Origin of the sequence: Mycolicibacterium tokaiense, assembly GCF_010725885.1 — a bacterium.
Classification (GTDB): Bacteria; Actinomycetota; Actinomycetes; order Mycobacteriales; family Mycobacteriaceae; genus Mycobacterium; species Mycobacterium tokaiense.
Window position 1 is genome coordinate 2,068,178 of the sequence record NZ_AP022600.1, and the last position, 25,421, is coordinate 2,093,598.

Annotated in this window: 19 protein-coding genes; 14 read left to right on the top strand and 5 right to left on the bottom strand. The window is 68.1% G+C overall.

The features are described from left to right. Nucleotides 1-89: 89 nt before the first annotated feature. Nucleotides 90-1,271, top strand: a complete 1,182-nt coding sequence (gene mrf, locus G6N58_RS09895) for a ribosome hibernation factor-recruiting GTPase MRF (RefSeq protein WP_115278851.1) — start codon at nt 90-92, stop codon at nt 1,269-1,271. Then, entirely contained in the window at nt 1,268-1,534 is a 267-nt protein-coding gene (locus G6N58_RS09900) for a type B 50S ribosomal protein L31 (RefSeq protein ID WP_115278850.1), read from the top strand. The genes mrf and G6N58_RS09900 overlap by 4 nt, the downstream gene beginning before the upstream one ends. Here the strand turns inward: G6N58_RS09900 and G6N58_RS09905 are convergent. Both G6N58_RS09905 and G6N58_RS09910 read right to left on the bottom strand, forming a co-directional pair. Continuing rightward, on the bottom strand, nt 1,513-3,252 hold the full coding sequence (locus tag G6N58_RS09905; protein WP_115278849.1) for a diflavin oxidoreductase: 1,740 nt from the start codon (nt 3,250-3,252) through the stop codon (nt 1,513-1,515). The genes G6N58_RS09900 and G6N58_RS09905 overlap by 22 nt on opposite strands. Beyond that, a complete protein-coding gene (locus tag G6N58_RS09910; RefSeq protein ID WP_232067805.1) occupies nt 3,249-8,696 on the bottom strand; it encodes a glutamate synthase-related protein in 5,448 nt (1,815 codons plus the stop codon). Before G6N58_RS09910 ends, G6N58_RS09905 begins: the two co-directional genes overlap by 4 nt. 210 nt (nt 8,697-8,906) lie before the next feature. Here G6N58_RS09910 and G6N58_RS09915 point away from each other — a divergent pair, with 210 nt between their 5' ends. The 8 genes from G6N58_RS09915 (at nt 8,907) to G6N58_RS09950 (ending at nt 16,878) form a co-directional block, all read left to right on the top strand. Next, complete coding sequence (locus G6N58_RS09915) at nt 8,907-9,335, top strand: organic hydroperoxide resistance protein (protein ID WP_179968215.1); 429 nt, start codon at nt 8,907-8,909, stop codon at nt 9,333-9,335. A 1-nt stretch (nt 9,336) separates the two neighbouring features. After that, complete coding sequence (locus G6N58_RS09920) at nt 9,337-9,975, top strand: sensor domain-containing protein (protein WP_068914586.1); 639 nt, start codon at nt 9,337-9,339, stop codon at nt 9,973-9,975. Nucleotides 9,976-10,071: 96 nt separating this feature from the next. Continuing rightward, a complete protein-coding gene (gene egtA, locus G6N58_RS09925; protein WP_115281609.1) occupies nt 10,072-11,349 on the top strand; it encodes an ergothioneine biosynthesis glutamate--cysteine ligase EgtA in 1,278 nt (425 codons plus the stop codon). Next, nucleotides 11,350-12,621, top strand: a complete 1,272-nt coding sequence (egtB, locus tag G6N58_RS09930; RefSeq protein ID WP_115278847.1) for an ergothioneine biosynthesis protein EgtB — start codon at nt 11,350-11,352, stop codon at nt 12,619-12,621. Further along, nucleotides 12,622-13,302 (top strand): ergothioneine biosynthesis protein EgtC, encoded by a 681-nt coding sequence (egtC, locus tag G6N58_RS09935; RefSeq protein WP_115278846.1) that lies wholly within the window; start codon nt 12,622-12,624, stop codon nt 13,300-13,302. It abuts the gene before it with no gap. An 11-nt stretch (nt 13,303-13,313) separates the two neighbouring features. Continuing rightward, nucleotides 13,314-14,291: an L-histidine N(alpha)-methyltransferase gene (gene egtD / locus G6N58_RS09940; RefSeq protein ID WP_115278845.1), complete on the top strand. Its 978-nt coding sequence runs from the start codon at nt 13,314-13,316 to the stop codon at nt 14,289-14,291. After that, nucleotides 14,288-15,433, top strand: a complete 1,146-nt coding sequence (gene egtE / locus G6N58_RS09945; protein WP_115278844.1) for an ergothioneine biosynthesis PLP-dependent enzyme EgtE — start codon at nt 14,288-14,290, stop codon at nt 15,431-15,433. The genes egtD and egtE overlap by 4 nt, the downstream gene beginning before the upstream one ends. A gap of 62 nt (nt 15,434-15,495) precedes the next feature. Continuing rightward, entirely contained in the window at nt 15,496-16,878 is a 1,383-nt protein-coding gene (locus G6N58_RS09950) for a cation:dicarboxylate symporter family transporter (RefSeq protein WP_115278843.1), read from the top strand. A gap of 21 nt (nt 16,879-16,899) precedes the next feature. On the opposite strand, the gene G6N58_RS09955 is transcribed toward G6N58_RS09950, so the two are convergent. Genes G6N58_RS09955 through G6N58_RS09965 form a run of 3 tightly spaced genes read right to left on the bottom strand, consistent with a single transcriptional unit; the run spans nt 16,900 to nt 19,657 of the window. Further along, entirely contained in the window at nt 16,900-17,343 is a 444-nt protein-coding gene (locus tag G6N58_RS09955) for a MarR family winged helix-turn-helix transcriptional regulator (protein WP_197746414.1), read from the bottom strand. A gap of 44 nt (nt 17,344-17,387) precedes the next feature. Continuing rightward, nucleotides 17,388-18,077 (bottom strand): response regulator, encoded by a 690-nt coding sequence (locus tag G6N58_RS09960; RefSeq protein ID WP_068914592.1) that lies wholly within the window; start codon nt 18,075-18,077, stop codon nt 17,388-17,390. Next, nucleotides 18,074-19,657 (bottom strand): sensor histidine kinase, encoded by a 1,584-nt coding sequence (locus G6N58_RS09965; protein ID WP_232067806.1) that lies wholly within the window; start codon nt 19,655-19,657, stop codon nt 18,074-18,076. The genes G6N58_RS09960 and G6N58_RS09965 overlap by 4 nt, the downstream gene beginning before the upstream one ends. Nucleotides 19,658-19,855: 198 nt before the next feature. Here G6N58_RS09965 and G6N58_RS09970 point away from each other — a divergent pair, with 198 nt between their 5' ends. From G6N58_RS09970 to G6N58_RS09985, 4 genes are all read left to right on the top strand, one after another. Beyond that, nucleotides 19,856-21,208, top strand: coding sequence for a cation:dicarboxylate symporter family transporter (locus G6N58_RS09970; RefSeq protein ID WP_115278841.1), 1,353 nt, complete (start codon nt 19,856-19,858; stop codon nt 21,206-21,208). 291 nt (nt 21,209-21,499) lie between these two features. Next, nucleotides 21,500-22,792, top strand: coding sequence for an NDMA-dependent methanol dehydrogenase (mdo, locus tag G6N58_RS09975; RefSeq protein ID WP_115281607.1), 1,293 nt, complete (start codon nt 21,500-21,502; stop codon nt 22,790-22,792). After that, complete coding sequence (locus G6N58_RS09980) at nt 22,792-23,883, top strand: AAA family ATPase (RefSeq protein WP_068914595.1); 1,092 nt, start codon at nt 22,792-22,794, stop codon at nt 23,881-23,883. The genes mdo and G6N58_RS09980 overlap by 1 nt, the downstream gene beginning before the upstream one ends. Then, the gene (locus G6N58_RS09985; RefSeq protein ID WP_115278840.1) at nt 23,883-25,406 is read left to right on the top strand and encodes a VWA domain-containing protein; all 1,524 of its coding nucleotides are present in this window, start codon (nt 23,883-23,885) and stop codon (nt 25,404-25,406) included. The genes G6N58_RS09980 and G6N58_RS09985 overlap by 1 nt, the downstream gene beginning before the upstream one ends. Nucleotides 25,407-25,421: the final 15 nt, after the last annotated feature.

Consider the following 25,421-nt stretch of genomic DNA (forward strand, 5'->3'; position numbering starts at 1 on the left):
CCTGATGAAAATCGTTTTCGACAAGTGCCGTGACGCACTGTAGCGTGAACATCGGCTAGATGAAAATGATTCCCGATAGTGGAGGTGCGATGCGTACGCCGGTAGTGCTGGTCGCGGGCCTGGGGGACACCGATGCGACCTCGGAAGTGCTGGCCCATCAGCCGGGAACGCTGCTGATCCGGCATCGCTTCGACGGCCATGTGGTCCGTCGCAGCCTGACGACCTCTCAGCACCTCACTGCTGAGGTGGCTTTGGAGCTGGCGCACGGGTGCGTCGCCTGCACCATCCGTAACGATCTGCTGATCCTGCTGCGCCGTGTGCACCGCCGAGACGACGTGACCCGCATCGTGGTGGCGCTGCCGTCGGAGATGGAGCCCGAACCGGTGTGCTTCGCGATCAACCGGGTCCCGGTGCGCGTCGGCCCGGGTTACATCGACGGACCCGCCGCCCGCGATGTCCGGATCCACGCGGTGGTGGTGTGCGTCGACGCCGACAGTTGGCTGGCCACGGCGCTGGGTGACGAGGAACTGCCCGACGGGCGCACCGCAGCACAAGTGGCGGTGTGCCAGGCCGAGTTCGCCGACGTGCTGGTGGTACCGCGGCCGCAGCCGGTGGAACTCGCGGTGCTGCGCCGCCTGGCCCCGCGGGCACGGATCACCGCCGATGCTGACCGGGTGGAGATGGCTTTGGCGAACCTGGAGCCCGACGCCCGGCGCGGACGCAGCGACCACCCGCACGGACCGTTGCTGGCCGGGCAGCCTCCGCTGGCTGCAGACGGCCCGGTGAAGCTGGTGGAGTTCAGTGCCCGGCGTCCGTTCCACCCTGCCCGGTTGCACGAGGCACTGGACCGGCTGCTCGACGGCGTCGTTCGGGCCCGCGGGCGGTTGTGGCTGGCGAGTCGGTCCGAGCACGCCATGTATCTCGAGTCCGCCGGTGGGGGACTGCGGGTGAGCAATGCCGGGAAGTGGCTGGCCGCAATGACATCGGGGGAGATGGCCTACGTGGATCCGGAGCGACGGGCGCTGGCGGATCTGATGTGGGAGCACCGCTTCGGTGACCGCCACACCTCGATGGCGGTACTGGTGTGCGGCGCCGACCCCGCCGAGATCTCGGCCGCCCTGCACCATGCCCTTCTCACCGACGACGAGATGAACCGGCCCAATGGCTGGGCCGAGTATCCCGATCCGTTCGGCGACTGGCACACCGAACCCTGCACGGCCGCAGACGATCTCGCCACCGAAAGCACCCACTCAGTCGAAGGAGACCGATGAAACCCGACATCCACCCCGACTACCACCCGGTGGTGTTCCAGGACGCCACCACCGGCAAGACCTTCCTGACCCGCTCCACGATCACCAGTGACCGGACCATCGACTGGGAGGGCCAGACCTACCCCCTAGTGATGGTCGACGTCACCGCCGACTCACACCCCTTCTGGACGGGTGGCAACCGGATCCTCGACAAGGCGGGTCAGGTGGAGAAGTTCCGTAAGCGGTACGGCGACGGTGGGCGTCAGTACACGTCGCGCACGTAACGCTTCTCGCGTTTGAGGTCGTTGACGTACTCGGTGGTCTGTTCGGTGCCCATCGCCCCGTGCTCGGCCACGATGTCGTGCAGGGCCTTGTCCACGTCCTTGGCCATCCGGGTTGCGTCACCGCAGACGTAGAAATGCCCGCCGTTCTGCAACCAGGCGAACAGGTCCGCGCCGTGCTCGTGCATGCGGTGCTGGACGTAGACCTTGCGGGCCTGATCCCGGGAGAAGGCCAGATCCAGGCGATCGAGCAGCCCCGAGGAGTGCCAACTCGCCAGCTCGTCGGCATAGATGTAGTCGTGCTCGCGGTGCTGGTCGCCGAAGAACAGCCAGTTGTCACCACCGGCCCCGCGTCGCTCGCGCTCCTGCAGGAACGCGCGGAACGGGGCGATGCCGGTGCCGGGGCCCACCATGATCATCGGGGTGTTGTCATCGGCCGGCACCCGGAACGACTTGTTGGGCTGCAGGAAGATCTTCGCGGTGGCGCCCCGGTCGGCCAGGAAGGTCGAACACACCCCGCCGCGTGAGCGACCCGCGCTCTGGTAGCGCACCGCCGCGACGGTCAGATGGATGCTGTCGGGGTGGGCCAGCGAGCTCGACGAGATCGAATAGGCCCGATGCTGGAGGGGTTTGAGCAACCCGATGAACTCCTCGATGCTCAGCTGGTCGCCGCCGATACGCAGGATGTCGAGGATGTCCTTGCCCCACAGCCAGCGATCCAGCGTCTCCTTCACGCCGCCGCGCAGTACATAGGAGAATTCCTCGTTCTCGGCGCGGCTCTCCACCTCACCGAGGAGATCCTTCGACGGCGCGCTGATCTCATATCGATGCCCGAGAAGTTCGCCGAGAGGCTCGCCGTCCACCAGGGTGTCGACGGACACCCGGAAGTGATCGGCGATGGCCTCCACCAGAGCGGGGTCGTTCTCGGGGATAACGGCCAGCGCATCGCCGGCCTCGTAGGTGATGCCGCTGTCGGCCAAGGCGAACTCGAAGTGCCGGATCTCCTTGTCCGACTGGGCACCCGAGAGCAGCCGGTTGACCGCCACCTCGGCGGGGAAGGGATGCTTGCGCGTCCAGCCGGAGCGGGCGGCGATGCTGGGCGGCGGTGTCGCGGGCGTACCGCTGGCGCCGGTGAGGCTCACCAGGCTGCCCACTGCCGACTGCACCCATTCGGCGGCCGGCGCCTCGTAGTCGATGTCGCAGTCGACGCGGCCCACCAGCCGATTCGCGCCGAGCTGCTCGAGCCGGGTGTCGAACAGCTTGCCGGCCTGGCAGAACCCGTCATAGCTGGTGTCGCCGAGAGCGAGCACGCTGTAGGAGACCCCCTCCAGCCGCGGCGCCGTGCTGGCAGACAGTGCCTCCCAGAACAATTCGGCGTTGTCGGGCATCTCGCCCTCACCGTAGGTGGACGTGACGATCAGCACGTGGTTGAGCCCGGCGAACTCGTCGAGTTCGATCTCGTCGAGCCCGCTGACCGTGACGTCGAAACCCTGCAGCCGGGCGGCAGCCGCGGCGTCGTTGGCCACTCCTTCGGCGTTGCCGGTCTGCGTGCCGTAGAGGATGCGCAGCGGCGGCCGCGGCGCGTCGGAGTCCGCGGCGACCGGGGGCGGCGCCGTCATGTTCATGGCGACCCGGGAGTGCAGGCCGGCCAGGAACCCCGAGATCCAGGCGCGCTGGTCCTCGTTGAACGGCGCGTCTTCGGGGATGTAGGCGATTTTCATGGGACTTTCACCGGGGTCTGCGCCGACGTCTCGGGAGTCAGACCCGCGGCGACGGTCGGAATCGTCTTGCACGCGAACAGTTCTTCGAACGACGGCAGCCGGCCGATCCTGTCGACGTTCTTGGCGCTCTGGTGCAGGATCCAGCCGTAAGTGCCGGGGCTGTCCATCGACAGGACGTTGCGCTGCGCCAGTGCCTCTTTGTAGTCGGTGATGCGTTTGTTGGCGATCAGCACCGCGAGATCCTCGTCGGGGAAGATCTCGATGGCTTCCCGCGCGTACCGCTGCAACTTGTTCACCAGGAAGAAATCCTCGGTGAGCACCAGGTTGCGCACCGCCTTGCCGATGCGTGGATCGGTGACGTCCGTGACTCCGGGGGTGCGCGTCAGCGCGAGCTGCTGGGCCATGTTCAGCACTGTGTAGGTGTTCAGCAGCGCGAACATCTCCTCGGTGTCGGTGTCCCCGTAACCGGGCACCGACCCGCCGTGCACCAGCGTCTGATCCCGGTAGGAGCGCTTGAACTTGTGCACCTGGTAGCCCGCCAACGCGGTGGCCAACTCGTCGAGCAGTTCCTTGCGGGTCTTGGCCGCCAGGATGGCGTCGGCGTCCTGGTACTGCAGCAGCGCCCGTGGCATCACGAACACGACGTGCTGACGGGTGGTGGACCAGCCCTGCAACAGTGCCCGCGCCTTCTCCGATCCGGTGGCCTCGGCGTGCCACTCCAACAGTGTGCGCGCGGCGACCTCGTGGAACGCTGCGTCGCTGATCGGAGCCAGCACCACCGAATCGGCGCTGACCTTGCTCGCCAGTTCACCGGCTGGGTCGTACTGGTACAGGAAGCCGCCGCTCATGCCGTTGGCGACACCCTTGCCGAACCCGCCGATGTTGAACACCGCACCGTTGGTCATGTACTCGCAGAGGAACTCGCCCACGCCCTCGACCACCGCCGTCGCGCCGGAGTTGCGGACAGCGAAGCGGTCGCCGGCCTCACCCTCGACGAACAACCTGCCGCCGGAAGCTCCGAAAAGTGCGAAGTTGCCCACCAGGACGTTGCCGCCCGGCGTCTGCGCTCCGCCGCCGGGAGAGCGCACCGTGATGGTGCCGCCGCTGGCACTTTTGCCCACCCCGTCGTTGCAGGTTCCGGTGTGCGTCATGGCCATTCCGTCGTTGCAGAATGCGCCGTAGCTCTGTCCCGCCGATCCGGTGGTGGTGATGACCACGCTCTCCGGGGCCAGGTAACGCCGGCCGCGTTCATCGGTGCATACCGACGACCCCTGTGCTCCCTCGTGATTGAGCATTCGCTCGATGTCGATGGCCAGCTGCCCGCCCACACTCTTGTCGCCGTTGGTCAGCGCTATCGCGGGGTACTGCACCCCGTCGAGCGAGAGTCCGTGCAACAGCTCGTCGTCGACCCGGTAGTCCTTCTCCATGTAGATGGGGTTCTCGACGACGAACTCGTCGACCACCGCCAACATCGCCCGCAGGTCCAGACGTCCGATGCTGGAGGGGTGTTCGAGCAGGTGCAGCAGGTCGCTGCGACCGCGGGCGGCGCGCAGCGACGGCAGTCCGAGGGTGGCCAGGATCTCGCGCACCTCGTGGGAGATGTTGAGCAGGTACTGCGCCAGCGCCCGCGGATCACCTTCGAACACCTCGGCGTTGGTGGTGAGGCCGGCGGGGCACTTGATGTTGCAGTTCTTGGCCATGACGCACTTGAGCATCATCAGCGCGGTGGTGCCGAATTCGTAGCTGTCGGCGCCCAGCAGGGCGGATTTGACGACGTCGCCGGCGGTCTGGTGCGCGCCCGAGCAGCGCAGCACGACCTTTTGCCGGATTCCGTTGGCGCACAGAGCCTGGTGCACCTCGGCGACGCCGATCTCGGCCGAACGTCCGGCGTACTTGAGGCTGGTGACCGCCGCGGCTCCGGTGCCGCCGGTGTTCCCGGCGACGTTGATGACGTCGGCGCCGGCCTTGGCGACGCCGACGGCGATGGTGCCGATGCCCTCCGAGGACACCAGCTTCACGATGACCCGCACCCGGGCGGCCTTGCAGTCGTGGATCAGCTGGGCCAGGTCCTCGATGGAGTACGTGTCGTGGTGCGGCGGCGGCGAGACCAGCTCGACACCGGGGGTGCCGCCGCGGGCAGCGGCGATCTGCACGGTCACCTTGGGCGCCGGAAGCTGGCCTCCCTCACCGGGTTTGGCGCCCTGGCCGATCTTGATCTCGAGTTCCTGCAGCATGGGGTCGGCCAGGTAACCCGCCCACACCCCGAAGCGGCCTGAGGCGAACTGCTTGATCCGGGAGCCGCGGATGGTGCCGTAGCGGGTGATGTGCTCACCGCCTTCACCGCAGTTCGACAGTCCGCCCACCATGTTGGTGCCGTGTGCCACCGCCTCGTGGGCCGGCGCCACCAGCGCACCGTGGCTCATGGCCCCCGATGCCAGAGTGGCCGCGATCTCGTTGGCCGGCTGGATATCCGAGAGCGGAATGGAGTCCGGCGCGGTGCGCAGGCGGCGCAGATAGGCCGCAGCCGACCCGGTGGCGCGGATCCGCAGGCTGTCGCCGATCACGGCACTGTCGGCGATGTCGTCGGCGAAACGGTCTGCCAGGGACTGGGCCAGCGCCTCGAGTCGCTGGGGGCCGTGGCTCAACCGCAGGGTGAACTCGTCGCCGTCGGCGTCGCACGTCAGCCCGCGCACCAGGAAGCTGTTGTTGCCGAACCGGGCGAACTGCCCCATCTCCGAGGTGAACTCGTCGGCGGTGTGCAGGAAGTTCACATCGGCGGGCAGCGCCAGCACATCGCGCAGCGCGGCCGGGCGCCGCGTGCGTTCGGCGTTCATCGCGAAGACGAAGGCGCGGTAACCGGGGGTGATGTCGAAGCTGTTGATGGCCCGGGGGGTCAGCTCGGAGAAGCTGTTGTTGCGGTAGGCCTGGTCATCGAGTCCGAAGGCGCCTTCGAGTTGGTGCAGCGGCAGACCGCGCAGAAATGCGGGGTCGGCCATGTCCGGATTGTCGGGCCGGGCCTCGTCGTCGAAACTGATGGACTCTTCGGTCATGTCGACGAAGCCGCGCACCGCGGTGGTGCCGTACGAGTGGCCGGCCCCCTCGGCACGCTCCTTGAACAGACCCAGCAGCGGCACATCCTTCTCGTCGTGCACGGCCAGCGCACGGGTGTGCCATTCGGCCACCGTCTCGGCCAGGGTGGTGAATCCGACGCCGGCGACCGCGGAGACGACGTTGGGGAAATAGCGCCTGAGCACCGGGTCACCGGTGTCGAGATAGTTGGGCTCGAAGAACTCGCCGCCGATGTAGCTCTCGACGGTGCACAGACCCACCCGGCCCATGGTCTTCATCAGCGATTTCTCGGCGGCCTTGGCGAACTGCTTGAAAGCCTTGCGGACGTTGTCCTCATCGGGCCCGAACTTCTCCTCCGCACGCATCTGCACCGCCAGCGGATACACCGCGGACGCGCCGAAGCCCAGTGCCGTGGCCACGTGGTGCGACGAACATATCTGACCGCTCTCGGCGATCACCGACACCCGCAGTCGCAGGCCCTCTTCGATGAGGCGCTGGTTGATCGCCGACATCACGATGGTCAAGGGCATTGCCGCACGGGCACTCTCGACATGACGGTCGGAGATCACGGCAATGCCGCCGGTCTCCCGGGCGAAGGCCTCCACCTCGTCGCAGAGCGCGTCGATGGCACGCACCAGCGAGTCGGCATTGGCCTGCGGATCGGTGAGGTCGATCCGGTAGCGCATCCCGAACCGGCGCACCGGCGTCTGCTTCTGGTCCCGGATCTTGAGCATGTCCAGGTGCGTGAGAATCGGTGAGGGGACCACGATCTGGGGCGCGGGGACGGCTCCACTGTTGGGTTTGGCGCCCAGGGCGACCCGCAGGGTCATACCGTCGGCCTCGCGGATGCTGTCCAGCGGTGGGTTGGTCACCTGCGCGAACTTCTGCGAGAAGTACCGGGCGATGCCGCCCTCGTGGTTGGACAGGGCGTTGATGGCTGCCCCGTAGCCCATCGCGGAGATCTTCTCCTGGCCGGTGGCCAGCATCGGATCCATCAGGAACTTGAAGCTCTCCTGGTTCAGCGAGTAGGCGACGTAGCGCTGGTGCCGGTTGAGGTCGCCGTTGTAGCGCGCGGGGGACAGCTGCCCTTCCGGGGGTACCGGGGGGAGGTCGGCCAGGTCCACCCGGGCCTCGGCCAGCAAGGCGGGGTAATCATGGCGCGCGGCAAGCATTTCCAGCGCTTCGGTGGTGGTGTACGAGCGGGCGGCGCTGTGGTCGTAGTACAGCATGCCGCCGGCCTCGATACGGCCCCGGGTGAGCACTTCTTCGGGAGGGAAGTACACCTGGCCGGCCTCGGACATCACGCCCAGGTACTCGGCGGTCTCGACGGTGCGCAGCGGCCGCAGGCCGAGGCGGTCCAGACGCGCGCCGATGATGGTGCCGTTGCCGAAGATCAGCGCGGCGGGTCCGTCGTTCTTCTCCTCGTAGAGGCTGAAGAACTCCAGCATGGCCCGCACCTGCGGCGAGAGCGTGGTGTCGTTCTCCCAGGCCGGCGGCATCATGGCCACGACGGCGGACACCACGTCCAGTTCGTCCTCGTAGACCCGGTTCTGCAGGGTCTGGTCCAGCCGGCAGCTGTCGGACTGGCCCAGCGGCCGCACGATCGACCGGTTGCGGGCACGGGCGATGGCGTTGTCGGAGAGCCGGTTCTTCTTGTCGGTATTCAGCTCGCCGTTGTGGGCCATCAGCCGGAACGGTTGCGCCATCATGGCGTTGGGCACGGTGTTGGTGGAGAACCGGGTGTGGAAGAACATCGAGTGCACTTCCATCCGGGGATCGGACAGGTCGGTGAAGTAGGGCACCACCTCGCCCGAGTTCAGCCGGCCCTTGAGCACCTGGGTACGTGCCGACAGGGAAAGCGGGTACAGACCCAGCAGCTCCGGTCGGGTGTAGGCGATGGCCTCGATCGCCATCAGCGCGTCGTGGATGGCACGGTCGGAGGCCGTGGAGAAAATCCACTGCCGGATGGGCAGCTGGTACTTCACGGCCGCGGGACGGATGGCCGAGTTGTCCACCGGCACATCACGTTTGAGTAGGATCTCCAGGCCGTGGGCGGCCAGCGCCGCCTCGATCACCGCTTCGGCCTCGCCGTGGAACGCGGGATCGGTGGGCAGGAAGAAGTTGCCCACGCCGAACTCGCCGAGGCGCAGGTCGGGGCGGCCGGTCAGCTCGGAGAAGAAGCGCAGCGACAGATCCAGGTTCACCCCCGCTCCGTCGCCCACACCCTCTGAGGACATGCCGCCGCGGTGCGGCACCGCGCACAGGGCTTCGTGCAGCTTGCGGACCACGTCATGGGTCTGCACGCCGTCCTTGCGGGTGAGGAAGCCGACACCGCAGCTGCTGTGTTCGATGTCGGGGTTGTACAAACCGCTCAAGCGAGGTTCTCCTGCCAAATCCAGCGCAGACGGCGCAGCCGTCGAGGTGGTGCGCGCCGTTGCGCCGCCCATCGGAGGCAGCACAGATCGCCGCCTGGGGGCCAGGCAAGCCTAGCCTAACTGTCAGGGCACGATTCCGGGCCGGGTGCCGCGCAGATCGCGGGCCCGGAGACGGGAACCGGTCCGAGCCTAGCTGGCATGATCGAAAACATGAGCATCGAAGTGGTGTACACCGCAGAGTCCACAGCCTCCGGCGGCGGCCGGGACGGTCATGTGAAGTCCACGGACGGCAAGATCGATCTCGACACCCGGCCCCCCAAGGAGATGGGCGGCAGCGGCGAGGGCGTCAACCCCGAGCTGCTGTTCTCGGCCGGTTACTCCGCGTGCTTCCTGGGCGCGCTGCGACTGGTCGCCAAGAACGAGAAGATCAGCATCGACGACGCCAGCGGCATCACCGCCCAGATCGGCCTCGGCAAGAATTCCGAGGGCGGCTTCGGCCTCACCGCCCACCTGGTGGGTTACCTGCCAGGACTCGAGCAGGACGTCGCCGATGACCTGATGGAGAAGGCACACGAGGTCTGCCCGTACTCCAGGGCCACCCGCGGCAACATCGACGTGACCCTCACCGCGAAGGTCTGACGTGCGGGTTGTGGCGCTGGCCGCGTGCGCAGCGGTCTCGGTGACGCTGGCCGCCCCGGCCGCCGCCCGCCCGTCCGATCCCGGCGTGGTCAACTACGCCGTGATGGGCAAGGGCTCGGTGGCCAACATCGTCGGTGCGCCGATGACCAGCGAGTTCATCTTCACCACCCCCGTACAGGCCTTCACCGTCACCGTCCCGGTGTGCAACAACTGGGCCGACATCGGCCTGCCCGAGGTGTTCAACGACCCCGACCTGGCGTCCTTCAACGGCGCCACCACGCAGACGTCGGCCACCGATGTCACGCACCTGGTCAAGCAGGCCGTCGGGGTGTTCGCCACCAACGAGGCGGCCGCGGCGGCCTTCGCCCGGCTGAACGACCGGACGGTGGGCTGCTCGGGGCAGACCGCGGTGATGGGCTTCGGCAACGGCACCTCACAGGTGTGGAGCTTCAGCGGAGCGGGGCCGGACGGGCAGCAAGCGGCCTGGGTCAAGCAGGAGGCGGGCACCGACCGGCGTTGTTTCACCCAGACCAGGCTCCGGGAGAATGTTCTGCTGCAGGCGAAAGTCTGTCAGTCGGGCAACGGTGGTCCGGCGGTCAACGTGCTGGCCGGGGCCATCCAGAACAGCCTGGGCCAATAATTCCGGGGTTGGCCGTCGGCCGCCCGGGTAACTGTCACCACAATGTCAGCCGATGAACCCGCGAACTTTGTCGGTGACCTCACCCAAGATGGTCACATGACGTTTGTCGTCGCACCGCCCGCCACGGCAGGCGAAACACAGGCGCGTGCGTTGGTGAATTCCGCCGACGCCGCGCAGCACATCGCCGAGGGCAGCCTCACCGACGCCCCGCTGGGCCGGGTGGGCCTGGAGATCGAGGCCCATTGTTTCGACCGGGCCGACCTGCAGCGCCGGCCCGGCTGGCAGCAGATCACCGATGTCATCGCCGGGTTGCCGACCCTGCCGGGCGGCAGTGCTGTCACCGTCGAACCCGGCGGGGCCGTGGAACTGTCCGGCCCGCCGTTCGAGGGAGCACCGGCGGCCATCGCCGCCATGGCCGCTGACCGGGCCGTCCTCGACGTGGCGTTCGACGCTGCCGGGCTGGGGCTGGCTCTGCTCGGGGCGGACCCGTTGCGGCGGCCGCAACGCGTCAACCCCGGCCCTCGCTACCAGGCCATGGAGCAGTTCTTCGCTGCCAGCGGCACCGGTGAGGCCGGCGCGGCCATGATGACCTCAACGGCCTCCATCCAGGTCAATCTGGATGCCGGCCCCCGGGCCGGCTGGGGTGCGCGCGTCCGCCTGGCGCACGCGCTGGGCCCCACCATGATCGCGATCAGCGCCAACTCGCCGCTGCGCGGCGGCCAGTTCACCGGCTGGGCATCCTCGCGCCAACAGGTCTGGGGACAACTCGACTCGGCACGCTGCGGCCCGATTCTGGGCCACAGCACCGACGACCCCGCCGCCGAGTGGGCGCGCTATGCACTGAAAGCGCCGGTGATGCTGGTGCGCGACGGTGCCGAGGCGACGCCCGTCCTGGACTGGGTGCCCTTCGCCGAATGGGCCGACGGCAGCATCCCGCTCGGCGGCCGCCGCCCCACCACAGCCGACCTCGACTACCACCTGACCACCTTGTTCCCCCCGGTGCGTCCGCGCCGCTGGCTGGAGATCCGCTATCTCGACAGCCTTCCGGACACGCTGTGGCCCGCGGTCGCCCACACCATGACCACCCTGCTCGACGACCCGGTGGCCGCTGACCTGGCGGCCGAGGCGGTCGAGCCCGTGGCCACCGCCTGGGACACCGCGGCGCGGGCGGGGCTGGCCGACCGGCATCTGCGGGAGTCCGCAGTGCGGTGCCTGGAGATCGCGGCCGAGCGCGCGCCCGGGGAATTGATCGGGTCGATGCAGCTGTTGGTCGATCTGGTGGCCCAGGCCCGCAGTCCCGGGGACCAGTTTTCCGACACCGCGGTGCGCCTGGGAATCGACGCCGCCATCGCCGACCTGTGGCAGGAGCGCTGAGTGAGTACCCGAGAGTTGTTGGCCGACGGTTTGTCCCGCGCCCGTGAGCGCACCCGCGCGCTGGTGGCGTTCGAGGACGACGAGCTGCGCCGGCAGTACCACCCGCTGATGAGCCCACTGGTGTGGGATCTAGCGCACATCGGGCAGCAGGAGGAGCTGTGGCTGCTGCGCGACGGCAACCTCGAGGTGCCCGGCCTGCTGCCCCGCAACATCGAGGGGCTCTACGACGCCTTTGTGCATTCCCGCGCCAGCCGGGTGGATCTGCCGCTGCTCTCCCCGGCGGAGGCACACCGGTATCTGGAGACCGTGCGGCGCAAGGCCCTCGATGTCCTCGACGCCGCGGACGAGGACCACGAGTTCCGCTTTGCGCTGGTGATCAGCCACGAGAACCAGCACAACGAGACCATGCTGCAGGCACTGGCCATGCGCACCGGGGCGCCGCTGCTGAGCGCCGGAACAGCGCTGCCGGGCGGCAGACCCGGCGTCGCCGGAACGTCGGTCGAGGTGCCCGCCGGTGACTTCGTCCTCGGCGTCGATCCCGCCGACGAGCCGTTCTCCCTGGACAACGAGCGGCCCGCGCACACCGTGTTCGTCCCGGGTTTCCGCATCGGCCGGGTGCCCGTCACCAACCGCGAATGGCGGGCATTCCTCGACGACGGTGGCTACCGGCGGCCCGAGCTGTGGTCCACCCGGGGCTGGGACCACCGCACGAAAGCCGGCCTCGATGCGCCGATGTACTGGAACACCGACGGCACCCGCACCCGGTTCGGGCATCTCGAGACCATCCCGGACGACGAGCCCGTGCAGCACGTCACGTATTTCGAAGCGCAGGCCTACGCCCGGTGGGCGGGCGCGCGGCTGCCCACCGAGATCGAATGGGAGAAGGCCGCCGCCTGGGATCCGGCCGCCGGTCGTCGCCGCCGGTTCCCCTGGGGTGCCGCGACGCCCACCGCCGCCGTGGCCAACCTCACCGGCGAGGCGCTGCGCCCCGCCCCCGTGGGTGCCTACCCGGCCGGCGCGTCGGCCTACGGCGCCGAGCAGATGCTGGGCGATGTGTGGGAATGGACCAGCTCCCCGCTGCGGCCGTGGCCGGGGTTCACGCCGATGATCTACGACCGCTATACCGAGCCCTTCTTCGAGGGGGATTACCGCGTACTGCGCGGCGGATCGTGGGCGGTGGCCGCGGACATCCTGCGCCCCAGCTTCCGCAACTGGGACCACCCGATCCGGCGGCAGATCTTCTCCGGTGTGCGATTGGCCTGGGATCTGTAGATGTGCCGCCACCTCGGCTGGCTGGGTGAGGCCGTGTCCGTGTCCAGCCTGGTGCTCGAACCGCCCAACGGATTGCTGGTGCAGTCCTACGCCCCGCGCCGGCAGAAACACGGGACCATGAACGCCGACGGCTGGGGTGTCGGCTTCTTCGACGGCGACACCCCGCGCCGGTGGCGGGGCGCCGCGCCGCTCTGGGGAGACAGCTCGTTTGCCTCGGTGGCACCCGCGCTGGCCAGCACGTGTGTGGTGGCGGCGGTGCGCTCGGCCACTGTGGGCATGCCCATCGATGTCAGCGCGGCTGCGCCCTTCACCGACGGACGCTGGCTGCTGTCCCACAACGGTGTGGTGGACCGGTCGGTGCTGCCCGCGGACTCGGGTGCCGAGTCGGTGGTGGACAGCGCGCTGCTGGCCGCGCTGATCTTCCGGCGCGGGCTGGATCAACTGGGCCCGACCATCGCCGAAGTGGGTGCCGCCGACCCCCTGGCGCGTTTGAACATTCTGGCCGGCAACGGGTGTCGTCTCCTGGCCACCACCTGGGGTGACACCCTGTCGATGTTGCGCAGGCCCGATGGGGTGGTGGTGGCCAGTGAGCCCTACGACGATCACCCGGATTGGGAGGACATCCCCGACCACCACCTCGTCGACGTCCACGACGGCACCGTGACCGTCACCGCCCTGTAGGAAGGTCCACGATGACCAGTCACACCTCCATCACCGTCGCCAACCATCTGGCCGCCGACCACGCCGCCCGTGCTCTGCGTGAAGATGTCCGCACCGGGTTGACTGCCAGCCCGAAGTCGTTGCCGCCCAAGTGGTTCTACGACGCCGTGGGCAGCGACCTGTTCGACCGGATCACCCGGCTGCCGGAGTACTACCCCACCCGGGCCGAGGCGTCCATCCTGGCGCAGCGCGCCGCCGAGATCGCCGTCGCCAGTGGCGCCGACACCCTGGTCGAACTCGGCAGCGGCACCTCCGAGAAGACCCGCAGGCTGCTCGATGCTCTTCGTGAGCACGGCACGCTGACCCGCTTCATCCCGTTTGATGTCGACTCGTCGGTGCTGGTGGCCGCAGGTGCCGCGCTGACCGCGGAGTATCCCGGCCTGGACATCGACCCCGTGTGCGGGGACTTCGAAGAGCACCTGGGCGAGATTCCCCGCGGTGGCAGTAGGCTTTTCGCGTTTCTGGGCTCCACCATCGGCAACCTCACCCCCGGACCGCGCGCACAGTTCCTGGCATCACTGGCGGCGGTGATGAACCCCGGCGATTCCCTGCTGCTGGGCACCGACCTGGTGAAGGACACCGAGCGTCTGGTGCGCGCCTATGACGACAGCGCGGGAGTCACCGCCGCGTTCAACCGCAATGTGCTGTCGGTGGTGAACCGGGAGCTGCACGCCGACTTCGACCTGGACGCGTTCGCCCACGTGGCCAAGTGGAATGCCGGCGAGGAACGCATCGAGATGTGGCTGCGGGCCGCCACCGCCCAGCAGGTGCACATCGGCGAGCTGGACCTGCGCGTCGACTTCGCCGCGGGTGAAGAGATGTTGACCGAGGTGTCGTGCAAGTTCCGCTCCGAGGGCGTGGCCCGCGAACTTGCCGCCGCCGGGCTTACCCGCACCCACTGGTGGACCGACGCCCCCGGTGATTTCGGTCTGTCGCTGGCCGTGCGGTGACCGAGCTGGCCGGGTCGTGGCGTGCCGCCCGGCCGCAACCGGCTGGTATTCACCTGGACTCGGCGGCCTGTTCCCGCCAGAGCTTCGCGGTCATCGATGCGCTCGCTCAGCACGCGCGGCACGAGGCCGAGCTGGGGGGATACGTCGCCGCCGCGGCGGCCGAACCCGTGCTGGCCGCCGGGCGGACCGCGATCGCGGCGTTGACGGGCCGGGCGGGCGAGGACGTCGTCTTCACCACCGGGTCCACCCACGCGCTGGACCTGCTGCTGGGGTCCTGGCCTGGGCGGCGGACGCTGGCCTGTGCGCCCGGCGAGTACGGGCCCAACCTGGCGGTGATGGCCGCCAACGGATTCGAGGTGCACGCGCTGCCGGTCGACAGCCTGGGCCGGGTGATCGTGGAGCAAGCCCGGGAGATGCTGGCCGCCGACCCGCCGGCGCTGGTGCACCTGACCGGAGTCGGGAGTCACCGGGGGGTGGCCCAACCCCTGCATGAACTGGTGCACGGGTGCCGGGGGCTGGGCATCCCGGTGGTGCTGGACGCCGCGCAGGCTTTTGGCCAGATCGACTGTGCCGTGGGCGCGGACGCGGTGTACTCCTCGTCGCGCAAGTGGATGGCCGGACCCCGCGGGGTCGGGTTCCTGGCGGTCGCGCCCGAACTCGCGGGCCGGTTGATCCGCCGGCTGCCGCCCCCCGACTGGGATGTGGCGGTGGGGGTGCTGGAATCCTTCGAGCACCACGAGGCCAATGTCGCTGCCCGGCTGGGTTTCTCGCTCGCCGTTGGCGAGTACGTGGCGGCGGGTCCGGCTGCGGTGCGGGCCCGGCTCGCCGAGCTGGGGACCGCGGCGCGCATTGCGGTCGACGGGGTGGCCGGCTGGCGGGTGGTCGAACCCGTCGACGAGCCCACCGCCATCACCACGTTGGTGCCGCCGGATCATGTCGACCCGGTTGCGGTGCGGGAGTGGCTGACCGGCGAGCGCGGAATCGTCACCACTGTGGCTCTACAGGCCCGCGCGCCGTTCGAGCTGACCGGCCCGGTGCTGCGGATCTCGCCGCACGTCGATACCACCGAGGCCGATCTGGACATGTTCGTCGCCGCGCTTGCGGACGGCACGGCTGCAGCCCTCTCGGATCGCCAGGTGTGATCGCGGCCACTTCGGGGAACCCCCGTCTGCGGCGGTGACGATCAGGGGCTGAGGAGTCGGGGATGGCTAGTGCAGGGGAACCAGGGGCGGACACTGCTGCAGAGGCGGAGAAGCCCAAGAAGAAAGACCGCACGCACTGGCTCTACATCATGGTCCTGGTGGCCATCGTGGCCGGGATCATCGTCGGTCTGGCGTCGCCGGACACCGGGGCGTCGTTGGGCGTTCTCGGCACTCTGTTCGTCGCCTTGATCAAGATGATGATCAGCCCGGTCATCTTCTGCACCATCGTCTTGGGCATCGGGTCGGTGCGCAAGGCGGCCTCCGTCGGCAAGGTGGGTGGGCTGGCGCTGGGCTACTTCCTGGTGATGTCCACCTTCGCCCTGGCCATCGGCCTGTTGGTGGGCAACATCATCCATCCCGGTGACGGGCTGAACGCGACCGGTGATCCGGCTGCCGGTGCCGAGTTGGCCGCAGAGGCCGAAGGCGAAGGCGGGACCATGGAGTTCATCTCCGGGATCATCCCGACCTCACTGCTGAGCTCGCTCACCGAAGGCAATGTGCTGCAGACGTTGTTCGTGGCATTGCTGGTCGGATTTGCCGTGCAGGCCATGGGCCGCACCGGCGAGCCGCTGCTGCGCGGCATCGGGCTGTTGCAGAAGCTGGTCTTCCGCATCCTCGCCGGCATCCTGTGGCTGGCACCCATCGGTGCGTTCGGCGCCATCGCAAAAGTTGTGGGCGACACCGGTTTCCAAGCTGTTATCCAGATGGGCGTGCTGATGGGCGCCTTCTACCTGACCTGTGTGGTGTTCGTCTTCGGCGTGCTCGGGGTGCTGATCCGGCTGATCGCCGGCCAGTCGATCTTCAAGCTGGCCCGCTATTTGGCCCGGGAGTACCTGCTGATCGTCGCCACGTCGTCCTCGGAGTCGGCGCTGCCGCGTCTGATCGCCAAGATGGAACACGCCGGCGTGCAGCCCACCACCGTCGGAATTGTTGTGCCGACCGGCTATTCGTTCAATCTGGACGGCACTGCGATCTACCTGACGATGGCGTCGCTGTTCATCGCCGACGCGCTCGGCGACCCGCTGACCATCGGCGAACAGCTTTCGCTGCTGGTGTTCATGATCATCGCCTCCAAGGGTGCGGCCGGGGTCAGCGGTGCCGGACTGGCCACCCTGGCCGGCGGGCTGCAGGCCCACCGTCCCGAGCTGCTCGACGGCATCGGCCTGATTGTCGGCATCGACCGGTTCATGTCCGAAGCCCGCGCCCTGACCAACTTCTCGGGCAATGCCGTGGCCACCGTCCTGGTGGGTTCGTGGACCGACACGGTGGACAAGGACCGGCTGAGCAAGGTGCTCGACGGGGAGATCCCGTTCGACGAGCAGACGATGGTCGACGACGACTCCCACGACCGCAAGCCGGCCATGTCCGGCTCGGAGACGAGCTGAGTCAAGTGTCCCGCAACGGATTCACTGCTCGCCGGTGATCTCGAGCTGGTGGTCGGCGACAGCCTGCAGGTTGTCCAGGAACTTCGTGTACTCGGCCTCGCCGAGGAGCGCGGCGTGGCGGTGGGTGATGTCGGCGAGGATGGCCTGCGACGCCCGCAGCAGCCGGCGCCCCTTCGCAGTGGGCACCACCAGCTTGGCGCGGCGGTCTTCGGGATCAGGTTTGCGGGTGACGTAACCGAGGCGCTCCAGATCGTCGACGATGTGACCCACCACCTGCTTGAGTTGGCCACACTTGCGGGCCAGTTCGGTGGCCCGGACGCCCTCGGGAGTCAGATACGCCAGCACGGCGCCGTGGCGCGGACCGACGTTGGGGTAACCCGCCCGGTGCAGGCGGTCGAAGTGTTCGTTTTGCACCGCGAACATCACCTGCCCGGCGAGGGTGCCGAGGTCATGCCCATCTGTCACTGCCGCCTCCAATGTCACAGCATGGAGTGCACTGTATCGGGTGTCTAATTAAGCCGATACCGCACCTGCGGCCGGCCGGCCTTGCCGTACTCCGTCACCCGGGTGACCACACCGTCGTCGGCCAGCCGTTCCAGATATCGCCACGCCGTGACCCGCGAAATACCCAGCTGTGCAGCAGCTTCGGAGGCGTTCAGGCCGGTGGGTGCACCCCGGATCGCGGCGGTGACCAGGTCCAGAGTGTCCGCGGACACGCCCTTGGGGGTGGATGCCTTTTGGTCGGCGGTGCGCAGCGCATTGATGGCGCGATCGATCTCGTGCTGCCCGGCCGCGGCGCCGCCGGCACCGAGGGCCTCCCGGTATTGCTGATAGCGCTCCAGCTTGTCGCGAAAGGCCGCGAAGGTGAACGGTTTCAGCAGATAGAGCGCCACCCCGTGGGCCACCGCCGAGCGCACCACCTCGAGGTCCCGTTCCGAGGTGATGGCGATGATGTCCGGGGAGGGCCGGATACCGCTGAGTGCGGAGGCGACGTCGATACCGCTGGCATCAGGCAGCCCGATGTCCAGCAGCACCAGGTCGATCGGCGAATCGCCGGCAGCGGCGCCGGCCACGGTTCGCACCGCCGCGCTGCCGGTACCCACCACACCGTGCACCGCGAAGCCGGGCAGGCGATCGACGTAGGCCCGGTGCGCCTCCGCGATCAGTGGCTCGTCGTCGACGATGAGGACCCGGATCACGCGCGCACCGTCGGGATGGTGGCGGTGATGACCGAACCGTAGGAGTTCTGCGAGGTGATGGTGCCGCCGTGCGCGGCGATCACCTGCCACACCAGGGCAAGGCCCAGGCCGCGATCCCCGGATTTGGTGGAATGGCCCCGCATCCGGGCCTGCTCGAAGGCGTCCGGCGTCATACCCGGTCCGCTGTCGGCGACGCTGACCGTCAGCGAGTCCGACGTTCCGCGTACGGTCACCTCGACCCAGCTGGGTTCGGCCACTCTTGCGGCTTCAATCGCGTTGTCGACGAGATTGCCCACCAGCGTGACCAATTCGCCCTGGGTGAGGCCGATGTTGTCCGGATCGTCGAGCAGTGACTCCTCGGTGACCGTCAGCTCGACCCCGCTGTCGCGGGCCTGGCTGATCTTGCCCAGCAGTAGCGCCGCCAGCGCCGGCTCGGCGACGGTGGCCATCAACCGGTCGATGAGGTGCTGCGAGACGGCCAACTCGGCGGTGGCGAACGCGACGGCCTGTTCGGCGCGGCCCAACTCCACCATGGTGATGACCGTGTGCAGGCGGTTGTCCGCCTCGTGCGCGCGGGAGCGCAGTGATTCGGTGAACTGCGTCAGTGAGCTCAACTCGCCGGACACCCGCTGCAGGTCGGTGCGATCACGCAGCGTCATGACCGTGCCGACCTTGCGGTTCTCCCACTGCACCGGTTGCTGGTTGACCAGCAGCACCCGGTCGGCGGTCACGTGGGTCTCGTCGGTCAGCGTCTCGTCTCCCGAGGTGCCCAGCGAGCCCGGCAGCCCGGCGCGCGTCACCGGCCCCTCGGGAAGTGAAAGCAGCCGTCGCGCTTCGTCGTTGACCACCTCGGCGCGGCCGTCGGCGTTGAACACCAGCAGACCTTCCCCGATGGCGTGCAGCACTGCCTCCCGCTGCTCGTACAGCGCGGACAGATCGCCGAACGACAGTCCCAGCGTGCGTCGCCGCAACCGTCGCTCCAACAAGTAGGCCCCGGTCAGCGCCATCACCAGCGCGACCCCCAACGCCAACCCGATGGCCGGCAAGGTGGCCATCACGCTCTGGGAAACCTTGGTGCGGGTGACGCCCGCAGAGACCAGGCCGACGATGGTTCCGGAATCGTCGCGCACCGGCGCCACCGCCCGGATGGACGGGCCGAGGGTGCCCGGGTAGGTCTCGGTGAACGTCGTCCCGGCCAGCGCCCGGTCGATGTTGCCGGTGAACTGGCCGCCGATGCGGTTGACGTCGGTGTGGGTGAAGCGGGTGCGATCCGGTGCCATCACCACGATGAAATCCGCCCCGGTGGCCTTGCGGATGGCCTCGGTCTGCGGTTGCAGGATGGCCGTGGGATCGGGCGACTCGATGGCTTCGGCGGTGGAGCGCATCAACGCCACCGACTCGGTGATCGCGATGACCTTCTGCGTCGTCAGCTCGTCGGCGTCGCGCCGGGCGTCCAGCACGGCGACCCCGCCCGCGCCCAGGATGAGGATCAACAGCAGAGCCAACTGCCACCGGAAGAGCTCCCGGGCGACACTGCGGGACGACGAAGCCGGCGAGGTACGAGGCGGGTGAGGAGTCACGCCATCGACACTGCGGGACGACGAAGCCGGCGAGGTACGAGGCGGGTGAGGAGTCACGCCATCGACACTGCGGTCCGTTGTCATCGTGACGACCTTATTTCCTGCGAACTGAAATCAATGAACTTATTGGTGACTTGAGTCACGGCGGGGCTGACAGTGATCTGCAGCAAGTGACCCCCAACACACAGGAGTGCAGACATGGCTGACACCGCCACCGCACCTCCGCGGAAACGCGACCGTACCCATTGGCTCTACATCGGCGTCATCATCGCGGTGCTCGGCGGCATCGTCGTCGGCCTCGTCTCGCCGGACACCGGCTCCGAACTGGGCGTGCTCGGCACCATGTTCGTCAGCCTGATCAAGATGATGATCAGCCCGGTCATCTTCTGCACCATCGTCTTGGGCATCGGCTCGGTCCGCAAAGCAGCTTCCGTCGGCAAGGTCGGCGGTATGGCGCTGGGTTACTTCCTGGCGATGTCCACCGCTGCACTGGCCATCGGCCTGGTGGTCGGCAACCTGATCAGCCCCGGAACCGGGCTGAATGTCGCCGCTGACCCGGCGGCAGGCGCCGAACTGGCCGAGAAGGCCGAAGGCGCCGGCGGCACCATGGAGTTCATCTCGGGCATCATCCCGACCTCGCTGCTGAGCTCGTTGACCGAGGGCAGCGTGCTGCAGACCCTGTTCGTCGCGCTGCTGGTGGGCTTCGGCCTGCAGGCCATGGGCGAGGCCGGTGAGCCGATCCTGCGTGCAATCGGTCTGATCCAGAAGCTGGTCTTCCGCATCCTGGCGGGCATCCTGTGGCTGGCCCCGATCGGTGCCTTCGGTGCCATTGCCAAGGTGGTCGGCGACACCGGTTTCGCCGCGGTGGTGCAGCTCGGTGTGCTGATGGGTGCGTTCTACCTGACGTGCACGATCTTCGTCTTCGGTGTCCTGGGCGGACTGATGCGCATGGTGTCCGGCATCTCGATCTTCAAGCTGGTTCGGTACCTGGCCCGGGAGTACCTGCTGATCGTCGCCACGTCATCCTCGGAGTCGGCGCTGCCGCGTCTGATCGCCAAGATGGAGCACGCCGGCGTGCAGCCCACCACCGTCGGAATCGTTGTGCCGACCGGCTATTCGTTCAACCTGGACGGCACCGCGATCTACCTGACGATGGCGTCGCTGTTCATCGCCGACGCAATGGGCAACCCGCTGTCGATCCCCGAGCAGCTCAGCTTGCTGCTGTTCATGATCATCGCCTCCAAGGGTGCGGCCGGCGTCAGCGGTGCCGGGCTGGCCACCCTGGCCGGCGGCCTGCAGAGCCACCGTCCCGAGCTGCTCGACGGCATCGGCCTGATCGTCGGCATCGACCGGTTCATGTCCGAGGCGCGCGCCGTCACCAACTTCTCGGGTAACGCGGTTGCCACCATCCTGATCGGCACCTGGACCAAGACGTTGGACAAGGCCCGGATCAACGACGTGCTCGACGGCAAGGCCCCGTTCGACGAGCAGACCATGGTCGACGACCATCCGGCACCCGCCGACTCCAAGAAGGAGGCCGTCGGCGTCTGACGGCCCACGAGCAACCGAGCGCCGGTCCGAAATGGACCGGCGCTCGGTCATTTTTTCCCGGTGCCCCCGTTCTCCCGGCACACATGTGTGCCCAGCTGCGGTGCCACGGCGTGTCGCTCGGTAAATCGCACATATGTGGCCCGCACCTGCCCGATCGGGTAGGTGCGGGCCTGCCCGGTCGAGCTGAAAATCACTGCCGTGGGACGGGTTTGCACCCGTAACTGTTCCGCAGATCACAGTGCGTCGCGGACTCTGGTGGCCGACACCGGAGAGAACCGAGAGGACGCACCGATGAAGGTCGAGGATCTGCTCAAGCCGTTCCCCATCAAGGAGTTCCACCCCTTCCCCCGCGCCATGATGGGGCCCGGCGCCCACGAGATGGTGGGCCCGGAGGCGTTGAAGATGGGCTTCAAGCGCACCCTGCTGATGAGCTCGGGACTGCGCGGCACGGACATCGTGCACAACATGGCCGAATCGTTGAAGTGGCACGGCCTGGAGGTGGTGGTCTACGACCAGGTGGAGTCCAATCCCAAGGACTACAACGTCATGGACTCGGTGAAGCTCTACCAGGAGAACGAGTGCGACAGCTTCATCTCCATCGGTGGCGGCTCCACCCACGACGCCTGCAAGGGTGCCCGCATCTCGGTGGCCCACGACGGTCGTAACGTCAACGACTTCGAGGGCTTCAACATGAGCGAGAACCCGAAGAACCCGCCGCACATCGCGATCTCCACCACCGCGGGCACCGGTTCGGAGACCTCCTGGGCCTACGTCATCACCGACACCACCACCGACCCGGGCAACCCGCACAAGTACGTGGCCTTCGACGACGCGTGCGTGGCCACCCTGGCCGTCGACGACCCGGTGCTCTACTACGACTGCCCCGTCGACTACACCGCCCAGTGCGGATTCGACGTGCTGGCCCATGCCTCGGAGCCGTATGTCTCCCGGCTGAATTTCGAACCGTCGCTGGGCAACGCCATCCGTGCGATCAAGCTGACCGCAGAGAACCTGCGCGAAGCCACCTGGAACGGGCAGGACCTGGCCGGCCGCCAGGGCATGATGTACGCGCAATACATTGCCGCACAGGCCTTCAACTCCGGCGGCCTGGGCATCATCCACTCCATCAGCCACGCCGTGTCCGCGTTCTACGACACCCACCACGGCCTCAACAACGCGATCGCGCTGCCGCGGGTGTGGGCGTTCAACATGCCGGTGGCCTACAAGCGGTTCGCCGACATCGCGGTGGCCATGGGCGTGGACACCTACGGCATGACCGACGTCCAGGCGGCCGACGCCGCGTTGGCGGCCGCCATCCGGCTGCTGCGCGACGTCAACATCATCGAGCGCTTCGTCGACGTCAAGCAGGACAGCTACTCCAAGAACCGGCTGGGCCAGGGCCCCACCGAGTTCTACAAGAACGCGCCGCAGATCTTGGGCGACAAGGCCGACGTCGACCGCATCACCAACCACGTCCTCGGTGACGCGTGCACCCCCGGCAACGCCAAGGAATGCACGTTCGACACCGTCCGCCCCGTCGTCGAGCACTGCATGAACGGCGACCTGGACGAGTTGCTGCCCTGATGTTCGCGTCGGTCGACGAGGTACGCGAGGCGCTCGCCGGGCAGGGCTACATCGCCGACGAGCGGCTGGCGACCACGGTGTTCCTGCAGACCCGGCTGGACAAACCCCTCCTGATCGAGGGTCCGGCGGGGGTGGGCAAAACCGAACTGGCCAAGGTCCTGGCGGCAGCCACCGGGCGGCGGCTGCTGCGCTTGCAGTGTTACGAGGGTCAGGACGAAACCAAGGCGCTCTACGAGTGGGACTACGGCAAGCAACTGCTGTACACCCAGATCCTCAAGGAGAAGATCGGCCAGCTGGTGGAAGACGCTGCGACGCTGGAGGAGTCGGTGGAGCGGATCAGCAGCCAGGAGAGTGTGTTCTTCTCCGATCGCTTCCTGGCCGCCCGCCCACTGCTGGAGGCTGTGCGGTCAGAGGAACCCGTGGTGTTGCTGATCGACGAGATCGACCGCGCCGACGAGGCATTGGAGGCGGTGCTGCTGGAACTGCTGGGTGAATACCAGGTCTCGGTTCCCGAGGTGGGTACCTTCACCGCGCGGCATGCGCCCTATGTGGTTCTGACGTCGAACAACACCCGGGATCTGGCGGCCGCGTTGAAGCGCCGCTGCCTGCATCTGTTCCTCGATTACCCGGCGGCGCAACGGGAACTGGAGATCGTGCGGTCCAAGCAGACCGGCCTGACCGAAGCGTTGGCCGCGCAGCTGGTGGAGGTGGTGCGCGGCCTGCGGGAGCTGGATCTGCGCAAGTCGCCGAGCATCTCCGAAACCATCGACTGGGCCCGCACGCTCGCGGTGCTGGGGGTCGACGAACTCAACGCCGCGGTGCTGGCCGACACCGTGTCGGTGGTGGTCAAGTACGACAAGGACGTCCGTAAGGCACTCGACGCCCTGCCGAAGCTGGTGGACCCGAATGCGACCGTGCCCGAGACCGGGCATCACCACCACTCCCACAACGGCCACCACCACCATCACGACCACCACGATGAACCCGACGGCAAGGAGGTCCGGGAAGCCAAGGACCAGCCGGGGCGGTTCACCGACGGCTACTACGGCACACCGAAAACTGCTGCGCTGGGCCGACGCAGGCCGTTCTGATGGAGGCGACGGTGCACCGCTTCGTCCGGCTGCTGCGCCTGGCCGGGGTGCGCGTGTCGGTGCCCGAGGCGCTGGATGCGATGCGGTGCGCCGCCGCACCCGGGGTGCTGACGTCGCGGGGGATGCTGCGCACCGCGCTGCGGGTGGCCCTGGTCAAGGACCACCGCGACGAGCCGGTGTTCGACGAGATCTTCGACGCCTTCTTCGCGCTGGTGCGGGTAGGTCCAGAAGATGGAGCCGGCGACGGGCATTCGCATGCCCACGACGATCTGGTCGACACCGGCGAACTGGACTCGTTCACCCTGTCCGAGGAGCCCAGCGACACCCCGCAGGAAGGACACGAACACGGCAAGCCGCACAGCATCCGGGAGTACTTCAAACAGGAAGATCTGGCGCAGCGGTACAACCTGCACCAGGAGGCCAACAAGATCGACCTGGCCGCGCTGACCGACCAGATCGTCTTCTCCGATGACGCGGTGGGCGACGACGCCGACAAATACCGGGTGGAGCTCTCCGCCGACCGCATCCACGGCGCCGGCCCGCCGGGCGAGCTGTCCTCGGGCACCGGCACCAGCGTCGAGGCCGACCTCACCATCGCCCAGCAGGAGGCCCTACTGGGCTGGCTGAACGGGCTGGACGACGGCGGGGGCGACGAGTCCGACGCGGCGGCGCTGCGCCGCCGGCTCACCGGGATGCTGGAGAACCTGTCGCAGGCCCTCAAGCGCCACCTCGAAGCGCTGCTGGCGCTGGAGAACACCATCATCGAACGCCGCGAGCAACGCGAAGCCCAGGTGGCCCGCATCGCCGAGACCGAGCGCGCCGAACTGGAGGACTCCCTGCGCCGGCTGGCGCATACGCTGCACGGCGCGCTCACCCACCGGCGCCGGATCGCCGCCGCAGGCCGGGTGGATCCGGGGCGGACGATGCGGCGCAACATGCGTTTCGACGGGGTACCGTTCCAGCCCGTCACCGTCCGGCGCGGCGAAGACCGGCCCCGGCTGCTGGTGCTCGCCGATGTCAGCCTGTCCGTGCGGGCCACCTCACGGTTCACCTTGAACCTGGTGCACGGCCTGCAGGACCTGGTCACCGCGGTACGGTCCTTCGCGTTCGTCGATGAGATCGTGGAGACCACGGAGCTGTTTCGTGACCATCCCAGCGAGCGGGCGCTGGGCCTGATCTTCGGCGGGGACGTCCTCGACGTGGACGCCAACTCCGACTGCGGCGCGGTGTTCGGGGAGTTCCTCGCCGAGCACTCGTCGGCGTTGTCCCGGCGCACCACGTTGTTGGTGCTCGGCGACGGCCGCAACAACGGCAAGGACCCCAACCTGGCGGCGTTCCAGGAGATCAGCCGGCGTGCGCGCGAGACCATCTGGCTGACCCCGGAGCCCCGGTACTCGTGGGGGCTCGGCGGGTGTGACCTGCCGCGATACGCGGAGTTCTGCGACCGGGTACGGGTGGTCGGCGACCTCAGCGGGCTGGAACACACCGCGGCAGAATTCGCCGCGGAAGCGGTGGGCCGATGACCGGCGGTGGCCGTA

What these genes read in the sequence shown, in the direction of transcription:
- G6N58_RS09915 (WP_179968215.1), top strand. Translation starts at nt 8,907, where the DNA reads ATGAGCATCGAAGTGGTGTACACCGCAGAGTCCACAGCCTCCGGCGGC.
- egtA (WP_115281609.1), top strand. Translation starts at nt 10,072, where the DNA reads ATGACGTTTGTCGTCGCACCGCCCGCCACGGCAGGCGAAACACAGGCG.
- G6N58_RS09905 (WP_115278849.1), bottom strand. Translation starts at nt 3,252, where the DNA reads ATGAAAATCGCCTACATCCCCGAAGACGCGCCGTTCAACGAGGACCAG.
- G6N58_RS09900 (WP_115278850.1), top strand. Translation starts at nt 1,268, where the DNA reads ATGAAACCCGACATCCACCCCGACTACCACCCGGTGGTGTTCCAGGAC.
- G6N58_RS09950 (WP_115278843.1), top strand. Translation starts at nt 15,496, where the DNA reads ATGGCTAGTGCAGGGGAACCAGGGGCGGACACTGCTGCAGAGGCGGAG.
- egtC (WP_115278846.1), top strand. Translation starts at nt 12,622, where the DNA reads ATGTGCCGCCACCTCGGCTGGCTGGGTGAGGCCGTGTCCGTGTCCAGC.
- egtD (WP_115278845.1), top strand. Translation starts at nt 13,314, where the DNA reads ATGACCAGTCACACCTCCATCACCGTCGCCAACCATCTGGCCGCCGAC.
- mrf (WP_115278851.1), top strand. Translation starts at nt 90, where the DNA reads ATGCGTACGCCGGTAGTGCTGGTCGCGGGCCTGGGGGACACCGATGCG.
- G6N58_RS09980 (WP_068914595.1), top strand. Translation starts at nt 22,792, where the DNA reads ATGTTCGCGTCGGTCGACGAGGTACGCGAGGCGCTCGCCGGGCAGGGC.
- G6N58_RS09970 (WP_115278841.1), top strand. Translation starts at nt 19,856, where the DNA reads ATGGCTGACACCGCCACCGCACCTCCGCGGAAACGCGACCGTACCCAT.
- G6N58_RS09985 (WP_115278840.1), top strand. Translation starts at nt 23,883, where the DNA reads ATGGAGGCGACGGTGCACCGCTTCGTCCGGCTGCTGCGCCTGGCCGGG.
- mdo (WP_115281607.1), top strand. Translation starts at nt 21,500, where the DNA reads ATGAAGGTCGAGGATCTGCTCAAGCCGTTCCCCATCAAGGAGTTCCAC.